14 protein-coding genes are annotated in these 18,269 nt (G+C 69.0%); 9 read left to right on the forward strand and 5 right to left on the reverse strand.

Annotation, left to right across the window (positions count from 1 at the left end):
• Positions 1–41: 41 nt before the first annotated feature.
• Positions 42–998 (forward strand): glycosyltransferase family 2 protein, encoded by a 957-nt coding sequence (locus tag JOY88_RS18950; RefSeq protein WP_293504193.1) that lies wholly within the window; start codon positions 42–44, stop codon positions 996–998.
• Positions 995–1,786, forward strand: coding sequence for a ChbG/HpnK family deacetylase (locus JOY88_RS18955; protein WP_293504194.1), 792 nt, complete (start codon positions 995–997; stop codon positions 1,784–1,786). Before JOY88_RS18950 ends, JOY88_RS18955 begins: the two co-directional genes overlap by 4 nt.
• On the opposite strand, the gene JOY88_RS18960 is transcribed toward JOY88_RS18955, so the two are convergent.
• Together JOY88_RS18960 and JOY88_RS18965 are read right to left on the reverse strand one after the other, a co-directional pair.
• Positions 1,773–2,141 carry a GtrA family protein gene (locus JOY88_RS18960; RefSeq protein WP_293504195.1) on the reverse strand — a complete coding sequence of 123 codons (369 nt, stop codon included), beginning with the start codon at positions 2,139–2,141 and terminating at the stop codon, positions 1,773–1,775. The genes JOY88_RS18955 and JOY88_RS18960 overlap by 14 nt on opposite strands.
• Positions 2,138–3,586, reverse strand: a complete 1,449-nt coding sequence (locus tag JOY88_RS18965) for a glycosyltransferase family 39 protein (protein ID WP_293504196.1) — start codon at positions 3,584–3,586, stop codon at positions 2,138–2,140. Before JOY88_RS18965 ends, JOY88_RS18960 begins: the two co-directional genes overlap by 4 nt.
• A 145-nt stretch (positions 3,587–3,731) precedes the next feature.
• Here JOY88_RS18965 and JOY88_RS18970 point away from each other — a divergent pair, with 145 nt between their 5' ends.
• Positions 3,732–4,490, forward strand: coding sequence for a substrate-binding periplasmic protein (locus tag JOY88_RS18970; protein ID WP_293504197.1), 759 nt, complete (start codon positions 3,732–3,734; stop codon positions 4,488–4,490).
• Here JOY88_RS18970 and cphA read toward each other — a convergent pair.
• Together cphA and JOY88_RS18980 are read right to left on the reverse strand one after the other, a co-directional pair.
• The gene (gene cphA / locus JOY88_RS18975) at positions 4,487–7,048 is read right to left on the reverse strand and encodes a cyanophycin synthetase (protein WP_293504198.1); all 2,562 of its coding nucleotides are present in this window, start codon (positions 7,046–7,048) and stop codon (positions 4,487–4,489) included. The two genes, JOY88_RS18970 and cphA, sit on opposite strands and share 4 nt — an antisense overlap.
• A 12-nt stretch (positions 7,049–7,060) precedes the next feature.
• A complete protein-coding gene (locus tag JOY88_RS18980) occupies positions 7,061–9,235 on the reverse strand; it encodes a cyanophycin synthetase (protein ID WP_293504199.1) in 2,175 nt (724 codons plus the stop codon).
• Between the two features lie 83 nt (positions 9,236–9,318).
• Between JOY88_RS18980 and JOY88_RS18985 the strand changes: the two genes are divergently transcribed.
• Both JOY88_RS18985 and JOY88_RS18990 read left to right on the forward strand, forming a co-directional pair.
• On the forward strand, positions 9,319–11,574 hold the full coding sequence (locus JOY88_RS18985; RefSeq protein ID WP_524539236.1) for a cyanophycin metabolism-associated ABC transporter: 2,256 nt from the start codon (positions 9,319–9,321) through the stop codon (positions 11,572–11,574).
• On the forward strand, positions 11,571–12,044 hold the full coding sequence (locus tag JOY88_RS18990; protein ID WP_293504201.1) for a cyanophycin metabolism-associated DUF1854 family protein: 474 nt from the start codon (positions 11,571–11,573) through the stop codon (positions 12,042–12,044). The genes JOY88_RS18985 and JOY88_RS18990 overlap by 4 nt, the downstream gene beginning before the upstream one ends.
• A gap of 138 nt (positions 12,045–12,182) precedes the next feature.
• On the opposite strand, the gene bfr is transcribed toward JOY88_RS18990, so the two are convergent.
• Complete coding sequence (gene bfr / locus JOY88_RS18995) at positions 12,183–12,659, reverse strand: bacterioferritin (protein WP_293504202.1); 477 nt, start codon at positions 12,657–12,659, stop codon at positions 12,183–12,185.
• Between the two features lie 106 nt (positions 12,660–12,765).
• On the opposite strand from bfr, the gene JOY88_RS19000 reads away from it, so the two are divergent.
• The 4 genes from JOY88_RS19000 (at position 12,766) to JOY88_RS19015 (ending at position 18,035) form a co-directional block, all read left to right on the forward strand.
• Complete coding sequence (locus JOY88_RS19000) at positions 12,766–12,990, forward strand: (2Fe-2S)-binding protein (protein WP_293504203.1); 225 nt, start codon at positions 12,766–12,768, stop codon at positions 12,988–12,990.
• Between the two features lie 143 nt (positions 12,991–13,133).
• The gene (locus tag JOY88_RS19005) at positions 13,134–13,340 is read left to right on the forward strand and encodes a cold-shock protein (RefSeq protein WP_293504209.1); all 207 of its coding nucleotides are present in this window, start codon (positions 13,134–13,136) and stop codon (positions 13,338–13,340) included.
• Between the two features lie 83 nt (positions 13,341–13,423).
• A complete protein-coding gene (locus JOY88_RS19010) occupies positions 13,424–15,694 on the forward strand; it encodes a YgiQ family radical SAM protein (RefSeq protein ID WP_293504204.1) in 2,271 nt (756 codons plus the stop codon).
• A 127-nt stretch (positions 15,695–15,821) separates the two neighbouring features.
• Positions 15,822–18,035: a putative bifunctional diguanylate cyclase/phosphodiesterase gene (locus JOY88_RS19015; protein ID WP_293504205.1), complete on the forward strand. Its 2,214-nt coding sequence runs from the start codon at positions 15,822–15,824 to the stop codon at positions 18,033–18,035.
• Positions 18,036–18,269 lie beyond the last annotated feature (234 nt).

Raw genomic sequence — 18,269 nt, forward strand, 5'->3', positions numbered from 1 at the left:
GGAACAAGCCCTCTGTCATTGGCAGCCGGAACAATGCCAACATGTCTGCCGTGACCCGAGATCCCGGTGCCAGTCTGGACGTGATCCTGCCGGCATTCAACGAAGCGGCCAATCTGATGGCCTTGTTTGCCCAGCTGCAACGCGTGCTGGGCGCCCTGACGCCACGTTGGCGCATCCTGCTCATCGACGACGGGAGCAGTGACGACACCGGTGCCGTCGCGCTCGCCGCGCGCGCCTCCGGCCTGCCGCTGCGCTATGTGAGGCTGTCGCGCAATTTCGGCAAGGAGGCCGCTCTGACGGCCGGCCTGGCCGTCGCCGACGCCGACCGCGTGCTGCTGATGGACGCCGACGGCCAGCATGCGCCCGAGCTGATCGCGCAGATGGACGAATCCTGGCAACGCGGCGTCGACATGGTCTGCGCGGTGCGTGCCAACCGCAACGAGGAGGGGCTGCTCAAGCGCCTGGGCACCAACCTCTTCTACAGCATCGTCAACGCGTCATCGCAGCTGCAGATTCCGCCCGACGCGGGCGATTTCCGCATGCTGGACCGGCGCGTCGTCGCGGCGCTGAACGCGCTGCCGGAGCGCAACCGCTTCATGAAGGGCCTCTACGCCTGGGTGGGTTTTCGCACCGAGTTCCTGTCCTATACGCCGCTGGCCCGCACGGCCGGCAGCAGCAGCTTCTCGATGCGCCGCCTGATCCGCCTTGCGCTGACCGGTGTCACGGCCTTCAGCAACCTGCCGCTGCGCATCTGGAGCGGCCTGGGCGCGCTGGCCGCGCTGGGCGGCCTGGCCTATGGCGCGTGGATCGTCGCCGAGCACTTGATCTACGGCGACCAGATCCCCGGCTGGGCGACCGTGGTCGTAGGCCTGATGTTCTTCGGCGGCATCCAGATGTTGTCCATCGGCATCATCGGCGAGTACGTGGGCCGCATCTTCGACGAGGTCAAGCATAGGCCGGTCTATCTCATCGCCCAGGACACGGGCAACCCGCCATGACGCCGCTGCGACAACTGTCCGTCTGTGCGGACGACTACGGACTCGGCGCGGCCGTCGACCGCGGCATCCTCGCGCTTGCGGCGCAGGGGCGCATCACGGCGCTGAGCTGCCTCGTCACACCGCCGCGCTGGGATGCCGCGGGCGCGGCGCTGCAGGACTGCCCCGTCGCCACCGGCCTGCACTTCAACCTGACCGAAGGCCGGCCCCTCAGCCCGTCGCTGCGCCTGCGCTGGCCGCGCTTTCCCGGCCTGGGCGCACTGATGGCCCAGGCCTTCCTTGGTCGACTGCCGGCGGAACTGCCGGACGAATTCCAGGCCCAGCTGCAGCGCTTCGTCGCCGTGACCGGCCGGGCGCCGGACTTCATCGACGGTCACCAGCATGTCCATGCGCTGCCCGGTGTGCGGCCCATCGTGCTGGCAGCCGCGCAAGGTCTCGGCCTGCCGCTGCGCAGCACGGGCCGCGTCGCGGGGCCAGGCTTCGCGTTCAAGCGGCGCGTCATCGAGGCTTGTGGCGGCCGGGCGCTGGGAGCCGAGATGCAGGCCGAGCGCCTGCCCGCGGTGTCGGCGCTGGTGGGCGTCTACGATTTCGACCCGCACGCCGATTACCGCGCGCTGATGCGCGGCTGGCTGGGCACCGTGCCCGACGGCGCGCTGCTGTTCTGTCACCCGGCGCTGGGCCAGCCTGACGTGGGTGACGCCATCGCCGCCGCGCGTGCCAACGAGATGGCCTACCTTGCCAGCGAGGCCTTTTCGGTCGACCTGGCCGAGTTCGGCGTCAGGCTCGCCTGAAGGTCCAGGCGCGGTTGGCCAGGAAGCTGGCCCCCATGACGATGAGTGTCGCGCCGGCCTGGGCCAGCAGATAGTGCAGCCCGGCGTGCACGCCCGCGGCGACCAGCCCCATGCCCAGCAGTGCGCCGGCGCCGGCTGTCAGGTGGAAGCGCCACCAGGCCGGCAGCCAGGGGCCACGGTGGGCGAAGGTGTAGTGCCGGTTGGCCCAGAACGCGACCTGTGCACCAAGCAGCGCGCCGGCCCCCGAGGCCAGCCAGGCCGGCCAATGCCAGGCCTCGACGGCCAGTGCCAGCAACGCATAGTGCGCGGCCGTGGCGGCGCCGCCTACAGCCGCGTAGCGTGCCAGCCGCTTCACGGGCAGTTGGCCGGGCGCGGCAGCTCGAACAGCGTCGCGCGCCGGCCGGTGAAGACGGGCTGGGCGTCTGGCAGCGCGTCGGCCGGCGTGGCGACGAGCCACAGGCGTCCTGGCGCGCAGCGTTCCTGCGCCAGGCGCTGTGGCGTCCACAGCACTCGCTCGCCCCGTGCGGGGTCGAAGCGGGCTGCGTCCAGCAGCTCGCGCTGCCAGTTGTCGCCGCCCTGGTCGCGTCGCGCATCCCAGTCGGCCAGCACGGCCGGCGGCGCGTCGAGGCGGGCCTGCAGGCGCAGGTCGAAGAAGGCCCCGCCGGTCAGCAGCACGCGGTCGCCTGGCGCTAGTCGGGCCCGCAGCGCGGCGCCGATGTCGGCATGGTCGGGCCGGCCCCAGTGCGCGACGGCCGGCACGATGGTCACGCAGAGCAGCGCGCTGGCCAGCCAGACCCAGCGCGCGCCGCGCCGGCCACGCCAGGCCTCGAACAGCAGCATGGACAGCGGCAGCAGCACCGGCAGCACATAGCCCACGAGCTTGGAGCGCGGCATCGAGAAGAAGGCCAGGATGACGACGATCCACCACAACTCGAAGCCCACGCGGCGCAGCGCGCCGGGCAGGCGCAGGCTCTGCGGCAACGTGCCCAGCGGCAGCACGGCGAGGAAGAACCACCAGGGCTGGGCATTGTTGAAGCGCGCCTCGGTGTAGCGGCGGAAATGCTGCTCGACGATGAAGTAGTCGAAGAACTCGGGGTAGCGCGATTGCATGGCCAGCAGCCAGGGCAGCGCGACGGCGGCGAACACGGCCAGGCCCAGCGGGTGCAGCGCGAAGCGCAGCGCAGCCCAGCGCCGCTGCCACAGAAGCCACGGCAGCACGACGAGGCCCGGCAGCACCGCGCCGATCAGGCCCTTGGACAGCAGGGCCAGGCCCATCGCGGCCCAGGCGACGCACAGCCAGGCCAGGCTGCGGCGCTCCGGCGCCAGCGCACGCTGGGCGCTGACGATGGCCAGCGAGATCCAGCCGGCCACCAGCATGTCATGGTTGGCGTACTGTCCGCCGAGGTAGAACAGCGGCAGGACCGCCAGCCAGGCCAGCGCCTGCCGGGCGTCGTCGACGTCGCGGTAGCGCGCGCGGGCCGCGATCCACAGCGCCAGACCCATCAGCCAGGCGCCCAACAGCGGCGCCGCACGCAGGGCAAGCGGCGTGGGGCCCAGCACGTGCATGGCCGCGATGTCTATCCAGTACATCAGCGGCGGCTTGTGGAAATAGGGCAGACCGAACAGCGTGGGCGTCAGCCACTGGCCATCCGACAGCATTTCGTAGGCCACACCGCCGTAGCGACCCTCGTCGGGCAGGGCCACTTGCCGCCAGCCGGCGAAGGCGACGAGCCACAGGGCGAGCAGGGCGAGCGGCCACCAGGAGGGCAGGCGGCGGGAGAGTTGAGCAGGCAAACGCATCGTGTCAGGGTAGGTCATCTGCGTGACGACGTGTGTCTCGGAACTGGTAAGGGGCTTGCGGGGAGGCGTCCGCGCCTCGTGTGCATGGGTCACGTTCGCGCGGCGCCGGCCGCTGCGGGACGCTCGGGCACGGCATGATGCACGCATGTTCAACGCATGGCGTCGTTGGGAGCGGGGACTGCGGGGCAGCCTGGCCGCGCTGCTGCTGCTGGGCCAGCTATTGTCCACCGGCGCGGAGCCGGCGCGGCCGCTGGTGATGCTGGTGGAGACCAGCGCGCTGATGCCCCAGGCGCGCATCGAGGGCGAGCGCGTTGTCGAAGGCCTGCACCTGGACCTGGGCCAGGCCCTGGCCCGGCGGCTGGGTCGCGAGCTGGTGGCCCTGCCGGTGCCGCGCAAGCGCCTCGCCGAGGCCTTGCAGCGTGGCGAGGGCGACCTGTTGTGCGACTACCAGAGCGACTGGCTGCCCGGCACCTTCGCCTGGAGCCGGCCCTTCCTTCCCGACCAGGCCCTGCTCATCAGTGCCGCCACGGCGCCGGCCCCGGCCGGGCTGGTGGCGCTGGCCGGCCAACCGTTGGGCACGGTGCGCGGCTATGTCTACCCCGAAGTGGTCGGGGTCCTGCGCACCGGCTTCAGGCGCGACGACGCGCCCGACGCGCCGGCAAACCTGCAGAAGCTCGGGCTCGGCCGCGTGCAGCATGCGCTGACGGGGCGGCGCGTGCTGGAGTACCAGCAGCGCATCGGCCGCTTCAAGCTGGCGCTGCACGCACCGCTAGTGGTGTCCGAGGTGCTGGCCCGATGTGCGCTGTCGCCCAGCAGCCCGGTCGGGCTGGCGGCACTGAACGCGGCCATCCAGGGCCTGGTCGGCGACGGTGAACTGAACCACCTGCTGGGGCGCTACCGCTAGGCTTCCGCGATACGCCTGGCGAGATGGGCCAGGGCCTCTTCCACCTGATCGACCAGCACCAGGCAGAGGTCGCCCGGCCGCAGGCGCGCCAGCGCGCGGTCGATGGCGATGAACTCGCCGACGATCTCCTCGATGTGTGTCGTACGTGACGCGCCTTCCAGTCCGGCGCGCAGCAACGCGACGACCTCGCCGGCCTGGCGGCCGCGCTGGCAGGCATCCTCGTAGAGGATGACGTCGTCGAAGGCGGCGCCGAGGATCTCGGTCTGCACGCGGATGTCCTCGTCGCGGCGATCGCCAGCGCCGCTGATGACCACCACGCGCTTGTGCGCCGGCATGGCGGCCACGGCACCCACCAGGGCCTTCATCGCGTCGCCGTTGTGGCCGTAGTCGGCGATGACGGTGGCGCCGCGGTAGTCCATCACGTTGAAGCGGCCGGGCGCGTTGTCGGCGTCATTGGCGAAGCTGCCGACGCCACGGCGTATGGTGTCCCAGTCCAGGCCCACGGCCCAGGCTGCGGCGACGGCGGCCATTGCGTTCTCGACCTGGAAGCCAATGACGCCGCCGCGCGTCAGCGGGATGTCGCGCAGCGGGATGCTCTCGCGCCACACGCCCTGGGCTGCGACGAGCTGGTCGCCATCCACGTAGACGCAGCGCTTGCCCTGGGCGCGGTGTGTGGCCATCAGCGGGTGGTGCCGGTCGGCGGCAAAGTAGATGACCTGACCGGGGCAGACAGCGGCCATCTCGGCCGTCAGCGGGTCGGTCGCGTTCAGCACCGCATAGCCGGTGGGGGCGACGTTCTGAACGATGACGCGCTTGACCAGCACCAGGTCCTCGGCCGTGTGCAGGAAGTTCATGCCCAGGTGGTCGCCCGCGCCGACGTTGGTGACGACGGCGACCTGGCAGCGGTCGAAGCCCAGGCCTTCGCGCAGGATGCCACCGCGGGCGGTCTCGAGAACCGCGGCTTCCACGTCGGGGTGCATCAGCACGTTGCGTGCGCTCTTGGGGCCGGAGCAGTCGCCGCTGTCGATCTGCCGACCGTCGACGTAGACGCCGTCGGTGTTGGTCATGCCGACCTTGAGCCCGCAGCTGGCGAACATGTGGGCGATGAGGCGCGTGACCGTCGTCTTGCCGTTGGTGCCGGTGACGGCGACGACCGGGATGCGGCCGTCCTCGGCCTTGGGGCCGGTGCCGAACAGGTGGCCCACGATGCCCTCACCGACGTTGCGGCCCTTGCCGTAGCTGGGGCTCAGGTGCATGCGCAGGCCGGGCGCGGCGTTGACCTCGACGATGCCACCGTTGATCTCCTCCAGCGGCCGCAGCACACTCTCGGCCACCACGTCCACGCCGCAGACATGCAAGCCCACGACCTGGGCCGCCGCGATGGCGCGGGCCGCCACTTCGGGGTGCACATCGTCCGTCACGTCGGTGGCGGTGCCGCCGGTGGACAGGTTGGCGTTGTTGCGCAGGATGACGCGCTGGCCCTTCTCTGGCACGGACTCGGGCGTCAGGTTCTGCTGCGTCAGGCGTGCGACCGCGATGTCGTCGAAGCGGATCTTGGTCAGCGAGGTGGCATGACCGTCGCCGCGGCGCGGGTCGGCATTGACCTTGTCGACCAGCTGCTTGACGGTCAGCTGGCCGTCGCCGATGACATGGGGCGGGTCGCGGCGGGCGGCGGCGATGAGCTTGTCGCCGATGACCAGCAGCCGGTAGTCGCCGCCTGGCAGGAACTTCTCCACCATGACCTGGCCGATCTCGTCGGCGGCCTTGTAGGCGATGTCGAAATGCTCTCGGTTCACGACGTTGACGGTGACGCCCTTGCCCTGGTTGCCGTCCTGGGGCTTCACGACGACCGGCAAGCCGATCTCCAGTGCGACGGCCCAGCCGTCGTCCGGCGAGTCCACCGGGCGACCCGTGGGCACCGGCACGCCGGCGGCCTGCAGCAGGCGCTTGCAGAGGTCCTTGTCCTGGGCGATGGACTCGGAGACGGCGCTGGTCGCGTCCACCTCGGCGGCCCAGATGCGGCGCTGCTTGGCGCCCCAGCCGAACTGCACCAGGCTGCCCTGTGTCAGCCGGCGGAACGGTATGCCGCGCGCGATTGCGGCGTTGACGATGGAGCCGGTGGAGGGGCCGAGGCGGATGTCCTCGTCCAGCTCGCGCAATCCGCTGAGCACGGCGTCGGCGTCGAACTCGCCGCCGTCCAGCGCGGCCAGCACCAGCTTCAGGGCCTGCTCGAAGGCGAGGCGGCCGACGTCCTCCTCGCTGTACTCGACGACGATCTGGTAGGTGCCGGCCTCGGGCGTGACGTGCGTCTGGCTGAAGGTGACAGGGCAGCCGGCCTGGGCCTGCAGGGCCAGCGTGGCCTGCTCCAGCACCTGGGCCAGCGAGGTGTCGGCGCGCAGCTCGCCGATGGTGGGGAAGAGCTGGCGCAGACGGGGCTCGAAGCCGGGCAGTCGCTCCAGCGAGCGCTCGGCCTCGCTGCAATGCACGACGGCCTCGATGGTCGTGTGGCGGCTCCACATGTTGGGGCCGCGCAGCGCGCGGGTGCGGGAAACGTCCATGTTCGTTCTTGTTTACGCGAGGTGGAGTTCGGGGACGAAGGTGTCCAGGCCGGCGGCGATGAGCTCGGGCGAGATGCCCAGGGCCCAGGCGGTGGCGACGGCGGCCAGCAGTGTCGAGGCATCGGTGGCCTTCGCACCGAAGCGGTGCAGCAGCGCGTCGATGTTGGCGCCGGGCGTCTCGGCCGGGCCTTGCGCCAGCACGGCGGCGCCGCCGCGCAGGAAGACGGCGCGGCCACCGCGGTCGCGGTGGTGGCGGACGGCTTCCAGGCCGCCGTCCTCGGCGTAGAAGACGACCTCGCCGTCGCTGAGTTCGGCCATGTCGACGAGGCGCGGATGGGCCGCGTTCAGCACGCTGGCGCCGTCGCTGAGCACCACGTCGACCTGGGTGCGCAGCACCTTGTAGAGCTGGTCGGCGTCCTGCACGTCGAAGTCGGCCAGCTCGGCGATGCCGTCCATGTCCGTGACGACGCCGACCAGGGCGCGGTCATAGGCCAGGCCGTCACGCAGGATGGAGGCCGGGTCGTTCTCGACGACGACGGCGTTGACGCCGCGGTTCATCAGCAGGCGATGGGCGGCGTCCCAACGGGCGCTGTCGCGCTTCTCGACGCGGCGCGTGCCCAGGAACAGGCCGTCGCGGCAGGCCAGGCCCACGTGGCGGCCGTTCAGGTGCAGCAGCCAGGCGACGAGACGGGCAATCTGGTGGCCGCCGCGCGAGCCGGCCACGCCGACGATGGGGATGCGGCCCGATTCGTCCTCGGCGAACAGGTGATCGATGATGGCCTGGCCCACCGGCTGGGGCGCGCCGCCGGCCGGCTTCAGGTGCATCAGCAGGCCCGGCCCGGCGTTGACCTCGACGATGGCGCCACCGGTCTCGCTGAGCGGCTTGCCGATGTCCTCGGTGACGAGGTCCACGCCGGCGATGTCCAGGCCCACGGTGCGGGCGGCCAGCGATACGGCGTGGACCACCTCGGGGTGGACCTCGGACGTGCAGTCGATGGCGACGTTGCCGTTGCGCTGGATCAGCACGGCCTTGCCCGCCGCCGGCACAGCCTCGGGCGTGAAGCCCTGGCGCTGCAGGTCCAGCAGCACGACTGGGTCTTCGCCGAGCTGGATGCGGTTCAGCGGGAAGTCCTCGGTCAGGCCGCGGCGCGGGTCGGTGTTGATCTGCAAGTCGATAAGCTGGGCGACCGTGTGCCGGCCGTCGCCATGCACCCAGGCGGCCTCGCCGCGCGCGGCGGCGACGACCTGGCCACCGACGACCAGCACGCGGTGCTCGTTGCCGCGGATGTAGCTCTCCACCAGCACCGAGGAGCCCTCGGCGTCGGCCAGCTTGAAGGCGGCCTCGCAGTCGGCCTCGGTCTGGATGTCCAGCGTGACGCCGCGGCCATGGTTGCCGTCGCTGGGCTTGATGACCACGGGCAGGCCGATGTCCTGCGCGGCCTCCCAGGCCGCGTTGGCACTCCTGACCTCCTGGCCGGCGGGCACGGGCACGCCGACGGCCTTGAGCAGCGTCTTGGTCAGGTCCTTGTCGCCGGCGATGCCCTCGGCGATGGCGCTGGTCATGTCGGTCTCGGCCGTCCATATGCGGCGCTGGCGGGCGCCGTGGCCCAGCTGCACGAGATTGCCGTCGTTCAGGCGGATGTGCGGGATGCGGCGGTCCGTCGCGGCCGCGACGATGGCGGCGGTGGACGGGCCCAGGTAGCAGTCGTCCAGCTTGTCGCGCACCCGGGCCACGGCGGCGGGCACGTCGAAGCCTTCGTCGTTGATCATGGCCATGATGAGGGCGTGGCCCTCGGCCAGCGCGGCGCGGGCCACCTGCTCGTCGCGGGCGCGGAACACCATGCGGTAGACGCCGCGTCGGCTGGTGGAGCGGGTCTGGCCGAAGCCGGTGGGCATGCCAGCCAGGTTGAGCAGCTCGATGACGATGTGCTCCAGCACATGTCCCATCCAGGTGCCGTCGCGCAGGCGCTCAATGAAGCCGCCGCGCTCGCCGACGCCGCAGTGGTGCTCGATGAGGGCGGGCAGGGCGGCCGTCAGGCGGTCGTTAAAGCCCGGCAGCAGGTGGCTGGGGTGGTCTTCCAGCTCCCCCAGGTCCAGCCAGACCTCCAGCACGGGGCGGTAGGTCCACATATTGGGCCCGCGCAGGTAGTTGATGCGCAGCAGGCGGATATCGTTCTTCTTGCTCATGGCTTGGGAGTGTGGGGAGCGCGAGGCATTTTGCGCCGAACTCATGGCGGAGAATTGCAGCAGCCCGTCAGAGCAAGAACAACATGAGTGACCTTCCCACCACGACACCGCCTCATCCTCAAATGGCCGCCCTTGAAGGGCGGCTTCGTGCTGGCGAGAACGTCTTGGCCACGCTGGAGGTTGACCTGGACTCCGCAGGGCGCTTCGCGCAGGGGCTGATCGCGCTGACGAATTCACGCCTGCTTGCCTACGAGCCGCTGGGCGGCGACTGGACCGAGTTCACGCTGGCCGCCGGCCAGCAGCTCAAGCTCAGCGACCATGGTGGCCTCGCCTTCCTGGAGCTGTTCGACCACAGCCGGCGTCTCGCGCGCTGGCGCTTCACGCTGGCCTGCAACCCGGCGGCCGTGCGTTTCGTCGACGCGCTGGACCAGGAATTGCGGCGCCTGGAGGGGCGGGTGTTGCCCATGGCCGAGGCCGAGGGCGAGGAGCCCGATTTCGACTTTGGCGAGGCTGGCGCGCCACCCAGCACCTGGGTGCTGCTGCGTCTGGGACGCTTCGCCAGGCCCTACCAGGGCCAGTTGCTGCTTGGCTTTGCGCTGATGCTGGGCGCCACCGGCGCGACGCTGGTCGCACCCTACCTGACCATGCCGCTGATGGACAAGGTGCTGATCCCGTTCCAGAACGGGCGGGCCATCGACCCCCATCTGGTCATGCTGCTGCTCAGCGGTTTGCTGGGCGCGGCGCTGTTTTCCTGGGCGCTGGGCTGGGCCAAGACCTATCTGCTGGCGCTGGTGTCGGAGCGCATCGCAGCCGACCTGCGCACGGCCACCTTCGAGCATCTGCTGGGCCTGTCGCTGGAGTATTTCGGCAACAAGCGCACCGGCGACCTGATGGCCCGCATCGGCTCGGAGACGGACCGCATCTCGGTGTTCCTGAGCCTGCATGCGCTGGACTTCATCACCGACGTGCTGATGCTGGGCATGACGGCCGTCATCCTGTTCAGCATTCACCCCGGCCTGGCGCTGGCGACGCTGGTGCCGCTGCCCTTCATTGCCTGGCTCATCCACCTGGTGCGCGACCGGCTGCGTACCGGCTTCGAGAAGATAGACCGCGTCTGGGGCGAGATCACCAACGTGCTGGCCGACACCATCCCCGGCATCCGCGTCGTCAAGGCCTTCGCGCAGGAGCGGCGCGAGGCCACGCGCTTCCGCGAGGCCAACGCGAAGAACCTGCAGGTCAACGACCGGCTCAACCGCACCTGGAGCCTGTTCACGCCCACGGTCGGGCTGCTGACCGAGATGGGGCTGCTGGTGGTCTGGGGCATAGGCATCTGGCTGATCGCCCAGCAGAGCATCACGGTGGGCGTGCTGACGGCCTTCCTCGCCTATATCGGACGCTTCTATGCGCGGCTGGACTCCATGAGCCGCATCGTGTCGGTCACGCAGAAGGCCGCGGCCGGTGCCAAGCGCATCTTCGACATCCTGGACCATGTCTCCAACGTGCCCGACCCGGTCAGCCCGCAGCCCTTCGAGAACGTGAGCGGCGCGATCTCGCTGCAGGGCGTCAACTTCCGCTACGGCTCGCGCTCGGTCATCCGCTCGCTGAACCTGGATATCCGTCCCGGCGAGATGGTGGGCCTGGTGGGCCACAGCGGCTCGGGCAAGAGCACGCTGGTCAACCTGATCTGCCGCTTCTACGACGTGACCGAGGGCGCCATCAAGGTGGACGGCGTGGACCTGCGTCGCGTCAAGGTGGCCGACTACCGCCGCCACATCGGCCTGGTGCTCCAGGAACCCTTCCTGTTCTTCGGCACCATCGCCGAGAACATCGCTTATGGCAAGCCCGGCGCGACGCGCGACGAGATCGTCTCCGCCGCCCGCGCTGCCCATGCGCACGAGTTCATCCTGCGGCTGCCGCATGGCTACGACAGCCTGGTCGGCGAGCGCGGCCAAGGGCTGTCCGGCGGCGAGCGCCAGCGCATCTCCATCGCCCGCGCGCTGCTGATCGACCCTGCCATCCTCATCCTCGACGAGGCGACCTCGGCCGTGGACACCGAGACCGAGAAGGAGATCCAGCGTGCGCTGGACAACCTCGTGAAGGGCCGCACCACCATCGCCATCGCCCACCGACTGTCGACGCTGCGCAAGGCTGACCGGCTGGTCGTCATGGACCGCGGCGAGATCGTCGAGCTGGGCCCGCATGACGAACTGATCGCCCAGCAGGGTCATTACTGGCGGCTTTGGGAGGCGCAGGCCCGCCGCGTCGACGCCGAGGCGGCCGAGGACGCCGGCCTGCTTGTCGTCGCGCCCAACCCGAACGCCCACACGGTGAACGCATGAAAGAGCTGCCTTTTCGCGACCTGCACCTGGACGCCTTCGGCAAGCTGGTGCTGACCGACCTGCATGGCGACGCCCATGTGGGCGTGACGCCGGTGCGCGCGCACCCGATCTCGGCGCCCGGGGAGGGGCTGTCGCTGGTGGGAGCGCATGGGCATGAGCTGGCCTGGGTGCCGCGCCTGTCCGCGCTTCCCGACGGCCCGCGCGGCCTGCTGGAGGGCGAGCTGGCCGCTCGCGAGTTCCACCCCGTGCTCAAGCGGCTGATCGCCGTGAACACCTTCGCCACGCCCAGCACCTGGCGCATCGAGACCGACCGCGGCGAGATCGACTTCGTGCTGAAGAACGAGGAGGACATCCGCCGGCTGGAGGAGGGGCGCCTGCTCATCACGTCCAGCCATGGCGTGCAACTGCAGGTGCCCGACCGCTGGGCGCTGGACAAGCATTCCAGGCGGCTGCTGGAACGCTTCCTCTGAGCAACCCAACCCCGCTCGCGCGGGCCAGGCGCCCTGGAAAAACCAAACTTTCAGTTCTGAAAGTTGCGTTCTTTAAGTTGTTTTCTTGGGGCTATGGCCGCCCAGGGCGGGCGGCTTCCGTCCGGGGTTGGCGGCCGCTCAGTCGGCGTCGCCCATCTGCGACTGCAGATAGTTCTGCTCGCCAACCGTGCCGACCAGTTCGATCTGGGTTTCCAGGTGGTCGATGTGCTCCTCGGTGTCGTCGAGGATCTGCACGAACAGCTCGCGGGACACATAGTCACGCACGCTCTCGCAGTGGGCGATGGCCTCCTTCAGGTGCACATGCGAGGCCTTTTCGATGATGAGGTCGCACTTCATCGTCTCGACGGCGTTCTCGCCGATGTAGAGCTTGCCCAGGTCCTGCAGGTTGGGCAGGCCGTCCAGCGTCAGCACGCGCTCGATGAGCTTGTCGGCGTGCTTCATCTCCTCGATGGACTCCTCGTATTCATGTTTGGCCATCTTCATCAGGCCCCAGTTCTTCAGCATGCGGGCATGGAGGAAGTACTGGTTGATGGCGGTCAGCTCCAGCTTGAGCTGCTGGTTCAGGTGGACGAGGACTTGGGGATCGCCTTTCATGGCCGGCTCCGAAACGTGAAATTGGGTCGCAGTATCCCCAGCGAAAGCCCTTTGGCAAAACCGCTCTTTTTGCAAATGAGATCGATTCGCATTAAACTCGCGACCCATGATTGTTTGTGTCTGCCACCGCGTCTCCGACCGCGACATCGCGATTGCCGCCTCCAGCGGCTGCCCGAGCTTCGAGGCGCTGCAGGACGACCTGCGAGTGGCCACGGCCTGCGGGGCCTGCCGTGACAGCGCCTGCGAAGTGTTCGAGGAAAGCCGCGTCCAGGGCGGCGGCGCGCGCGCCCGCAATGTGACGATTGCCATCCAGCCCTTGCTGGCGGCCTGAGCCTTTACAATCTGTGGTTACGGTCGGCAGCGCTGCTGACCGTGTTCGCCCCGTCTGATGTTGAGTGTTGTGTTTTGCCGCAGCCGCTCGGGCTGTGGGTGAAATTGAATCGACAACACCAAGGAAATCTCTCAATGAGCACCATGCAAAACGGCATCGTCAAGTGGTTCGACGATGGCAAGGGCTTCGGCTTCATCACCCCCGCCGACGGCGGCAAGGATCTGTTCGCGCACCACAGCGAGATCAAGAACAACGGCGGCTTCCGTACGCTGGCCGAAGGCGCGCAGGTCGAGTTCGAAGTGAAGCAGGGCCCCAAGGGCCTGCAAGCCGCCAACATCCGCGCGCTGTAATCACGCCTCGGCCTTGTGCCTGAAGCCCGCGCCCAGCGCGGGCTTTGTGCTTTTCGGGGCCGCTCCAACGACAATCGATGGCTATGTCCGCACTGCCCGCCGCTCCCAAGGCCCTGACTGCTTACCGTCCCTTCTGGGCCAAGCGTTTCGGCCCCGCCCCGTTCCTGCCCATGAGCCGGCAGGAGATGGAGCAGCTCGGCTGGGACAGCTGCGACATCATCGTCGTCACAGGTGACGCCTACGTCGACCACCCCAGCTTCGGCATGGCCGTCATCGGCCGCACGCTGGAGGCCCAGGGCTTTCGCGTCGGCATCATTGCCCAGCCGGACTGGAACAGCGCCGACGCCTTCAAGGTGCTGGGCAAGCCCAACCTGTTCTTCGGCGTCGCGGCCGGCAACATGGATTCCATGATCAACCGCTACACGGCTGATCGGAAGATTCGCAGCGACGACGCCTACACGCCCGGCGGCGAGGGCGGCCGCCGCCCCGACCGCGCGACGCTGGTCTACACCCAGCGCTGCCAGGAGGCCTTCAAGGACGTGCCGGTCGTCATCGGCGGCATCGAGGCCTCGCTACGCCGCATCGCGCACTACGACTACTGGCAGGACAAGGTGCGCCGCTCCATCCTGGTGGACAGCAAGGCCGACCTGCTGGTCTACGGCAACGCCGAGCGCGCCATCGTCGAGATTGCCCATCGCCTGGCGCGCCGGGAGTCCATCGAGACCCTGACCGACGTGCGCGGTACGGCCTTCATGCGCCGCACGGACGACACGACGGCCGAGGGCTGGTTCGAGCTGGACTCGACCGAGGTGGACCGCCCGGGCCGCATCGACGCGCTCATCAGCCCTTACCAGGTCGTCGACGACAACAAGGCCTGCGCCTCCAACGACGACGGCGCCAAGCCCATCACCCTGCACAAGACCGGCCGCATCAGCATGCCGCCGCGCGACCATACGGTGGTGCGGCTGCCGGCCTACGAGCAGGTCAGGAGCGACCCGGTGCTGTACGCCCATGCCAACCGCGTGCTGCACCTGGAGACCAACCCTGGCAACGCGCGCGCGCTGGTGCAGCGCTACGACTTCAACGGCATCGCGCGCGACCTCTGGATCAATCCGCCGCCCATCCCGCTGACGACGCCGGAGATGGATCATGTGTTCGACCTGCCCTACGCGCGCAGCCCGCACCCGAGCTATGCGGACGAGGCCGGCAGCCATGACGGCGCGACCAAGATCCCTGCCTGGGAGATGATCCGCTTCAGCGTGAACATCATGCGCGGCTGCTTCGGCGGCTGCACCTTCTGCTCCATCACCGAGCACGAGGGCCGCATCATCCAGAGCCGCTCGGAAGACTCCGTGATCCGCGAGATCGAGGAGATGCGCGACAAGGTCAAGGGCTTCACGGGCATCGTGTCGGACCTGGGCGGCCCCACGGCCAACATGTACCGCATCGGCTGCAAGAGCCCCGAGATCGAGGCTGCCTGCCGCAAACCCAGTTGCGTCTACCCGGGCATCTGTCCCAACCTCAGTACCAGCCACGACCCGCTCATCAAGATGTACCGCCGCGCGCGTGCGCTGCCGGGCGTCAAGAAGATCCTCATCGGCTCGGGCCTGCGCTACGACCTGGCGGTGCAGTCGCCCGAGTACGTGAAGGAACTGGTGACCCACCATGTCGGCGGCTACCTGAAGATCGCGCCCGAGCACACTGAAACCGGCCCGCTGTCCAAGATGATGAAGCCGGGCATCGGCACCTACGACCGCTTCAAGCAGATGTTCGAGGCAGCCAGCGCCGCCGCTGGCAAGAAGCAGTACCTCATCCCCTACTTCATCGCCGCCCACCCCGGCACCAGCGACGAGGACATGATGAACCTCGCCGTCTGGCTCAAGCGCAACGGCTTTCGCGCCGACCAGGTGCAGACCTTCTACCCCAGCCCCATGGCGACGGCGACGGCCATGTACCACTCGGGCCTCAACCCGCTGAAGGGCATCAGCCGCGACGAGAGCCGCGGCGAGAAGGTGGACATCGTGCGCGGCGAGCGCCGCCGCCGGCTGCACAAGGCCTTCCTGCGCTACCACGATGCCAACAACTGGCCGCTGCTGCGCGAGGCGCTGAAGGCCATGGGCCGCGCCGACCTGATCGGCAATGGCAAGCATCACCTGATCCCGAGCTACCAGCCCATCACCGATGGCAGCTACGACAGCGCGCGGCGCAAGAACTCGACCGGGGCCAAGCCCGCGGCGGGGCCGGCGACGGCGCGCAAGGGCCAGCTTTTGACGCAGCACACCGGCCTGCCGCCGCGAGTCAGCGGTGCCGCGCGAACGGGCGGTACACGTCCGGGCAAACCCGGTAAGCGTTGACGCCTGCGGCGGGACATTTGCCCGCGCTTTTTGTGACAGGGCGTGTGCGGATGCACTACGCTTGCGTCTCTTGACCGACGAGGTAGCCGCGGCCGCGGCCGCCCCCGTGCCCGGAGCCCTCTCCCCCATGCAAGAGACACCCGCCGCTGACGACGACCTGCTCGAACTCCTTGACGAGCCCGAGCACGCCGACGGCGAACATCGACACAACGACAGGCCCTGGCGCATCCTCATCGTCGACGACGACGGCGACGTCCACAAGGCCACCGAGCTGGCCATGCAGGGCCTGACGGTCGAGGGCCAGCCGCTGGTTTTCCTGCATGCCTCTTCCGCCGCCCAGGCCCGCCAGCTGCTTGCCAGCGAGGAGGACCTCGCCGTCGTGCTGCTGGATGTCGTCATGGAGAGCGAGGACGCGGGCCTGCAACTGGTGCGTCACATCCGCGACGAACTGGGCCTGAACGCCCTGCGCATCGTGCTGCGCACCGGCCAGCCTGGCTACGCGCCCGAGATCGAGACGGTGCAGGCCTATGACATCAACGACTACAAGACCAAGTCGGAGCTGACGCGCACGCGCCTGTACACGGTGCTGACCGCCGCGGTGCGCTCCTACCGCCAGCTCTGTGCACTGGAGGCCAACCGCCGCGGGCTGGAGATGATCGTCGAGAGCAGCACTTCGCTGTCGCGCATGCGCGGCCTGAGTCGCTTCGCCGAGGGCGTCGTCATCCAGCTCTGCGCGCTGCTGGGCATACTGCCCGAGGGGTTGGTCTGCGCCCAGCTCAGCGGCGAGGACAGCGACGAGGTGCGCATCGTCGCCGCTGCCGGCCAGTACAGCGGCCTCATCGACCGGCCGCTGGCCCAGGTCAAGATCGCTCCGGTGCGCGAGCGCCTGGAGCGCTGCCTGCGCGAGCAGCGCAACTTCCATGACGATGGAACCTGCCTTTACTTCGGCATGGGCCAGGGCCGCGCGATGGCGGCCCTCGTCGACGTGGGCCGCGCTCTGGACGAGCTGGACATGCAGCTGCTGCGCGCCTTCTGCTCCAACATCGCTGTCGGCTTCGAGAACGTCATCCTCTACAGCCAGTTGCTGGACCAGGCCTACAACGACCCGCTCTTGCGCCTGCCCAATCGCAACCGCTTCGTCGAGCTGCTCGACAAGAACCTGAAGGACCCGACCGGCGTCACGCTGGCACTGATCGACCTCGACGACTTCTCCGACATCAACGACGCCTTCGGCCACCATTTCGGCGACCAGGTGCTGCAGGCCGTCACGCACCGCCTGAGCGAGATGCTGGGCCTGAACACCGCGATGGCCCGCGTCGGCGCAGACACCTTCGGCGTGCTGGGCGAGCATGCCAAGGTCTGCCCGGAGACTGTCAACGGTGTCTTCGCCGAGCCCTTCGTCGTCGCCGGCGAGCGCCTGCAGCTGTCGGCCACGACCGGCCTCGTGCGCCTGGGCGAATCCAAGGCCGTGGGCTCAGAGCTGCTGCTCGACGCGCAGATCGCGCTCAAGCGGGCCAAGCAGCAGCAGCGTGGCTCGTCGCAGTATTTCTCCGCCGCCATGGGCAGCGATGCGCGCGAGCGCTTCAAGCTGCTCAAGGGGCTGCGCACCGGTTTCGAGGAGAGCCAGCTCTTCGTCGTCTACCAGCCCCAGGTCGACCTCGACAGCGGCCGCGTCATAGGCGCCGAGGCCTTGCTGCGCTGGCGCACGGCCGACGGCCGCTTCATTGCCCCCGACCAGTTCATCCCGCTGGCCGAGCAGAGTGGCCTCATCATCCCGATCGGCGAGTTCGTCATGCGCACCGCCTGCGCCCAGCTACGCAAGCTGCAGACCCAGGGCCACGCCGACTTCCGCATGGCCGTCAACGTGTCCATGGCGCAGTTCCGCCACCCCGGCTTCCTCGACATGCTGGCCCGCTCGCTGCGAGACTGCGGCGTGAGCGGTCACAGCATCGAGCTCGAGATCACCGAGTCGATGGCTATGGAGGACGCCGAGCTCGTGCTGCGCGTGTTGGCCGACATCAAGCGCCTGGGCTTCAGTGTTGCCATCGACGACTTCGGCACCGGCTTCTCGTCGCTGAGCCAGTTGCGCCAGCTGCAGGTGGACCGCCTGAAGATCGACCGTGCCTTCGTCCAGGAAGCGCAGTCGTCCACTGCCGGCTCCACCATCGCGCAGATGGTCGTCAACCTGGGCCGCGGCCTGGGCCTGACGGTCATCGCGGAAGGCATAGAGACCGAGGAGCAGCGCCGTTACCTCATCGGCTTGGGCTGCCACGAGGGCCAGGGCTGGCTGTTCGCCAAGCCCATGCCGGCGGACCAGCTCGAAACCTGGATGAGCCGGTAGCAGGCCTCTGGCCCGGCCTGGCAGACCGCGCGACCCGCAAGCACCACGAGAGGCACCTAAACTCCGCGCCGTCGATTGACGACAGCCAGGAGATGTAATGGATGCCTCCCTCCCTACGGGGACTGAGCTTGGAGCACAGGGATGAACAGCGTGGCTGTTCGTGGGAAGGCCGTTGTCGCAGGGACAAGGTGGACCCTCGAATGGATACGGCATCAAAGTGCCCAGGGCGTGATA

It is taken from the genome of Roseateles sp., from assembly GCF_019237615.1.
Classification (GTDB): domain Bacteria; phylum Pseudomonadota; class Gammaproteobacteria; order Burkholderiales; family Burkholderiaceae_C; genus Pelomonas.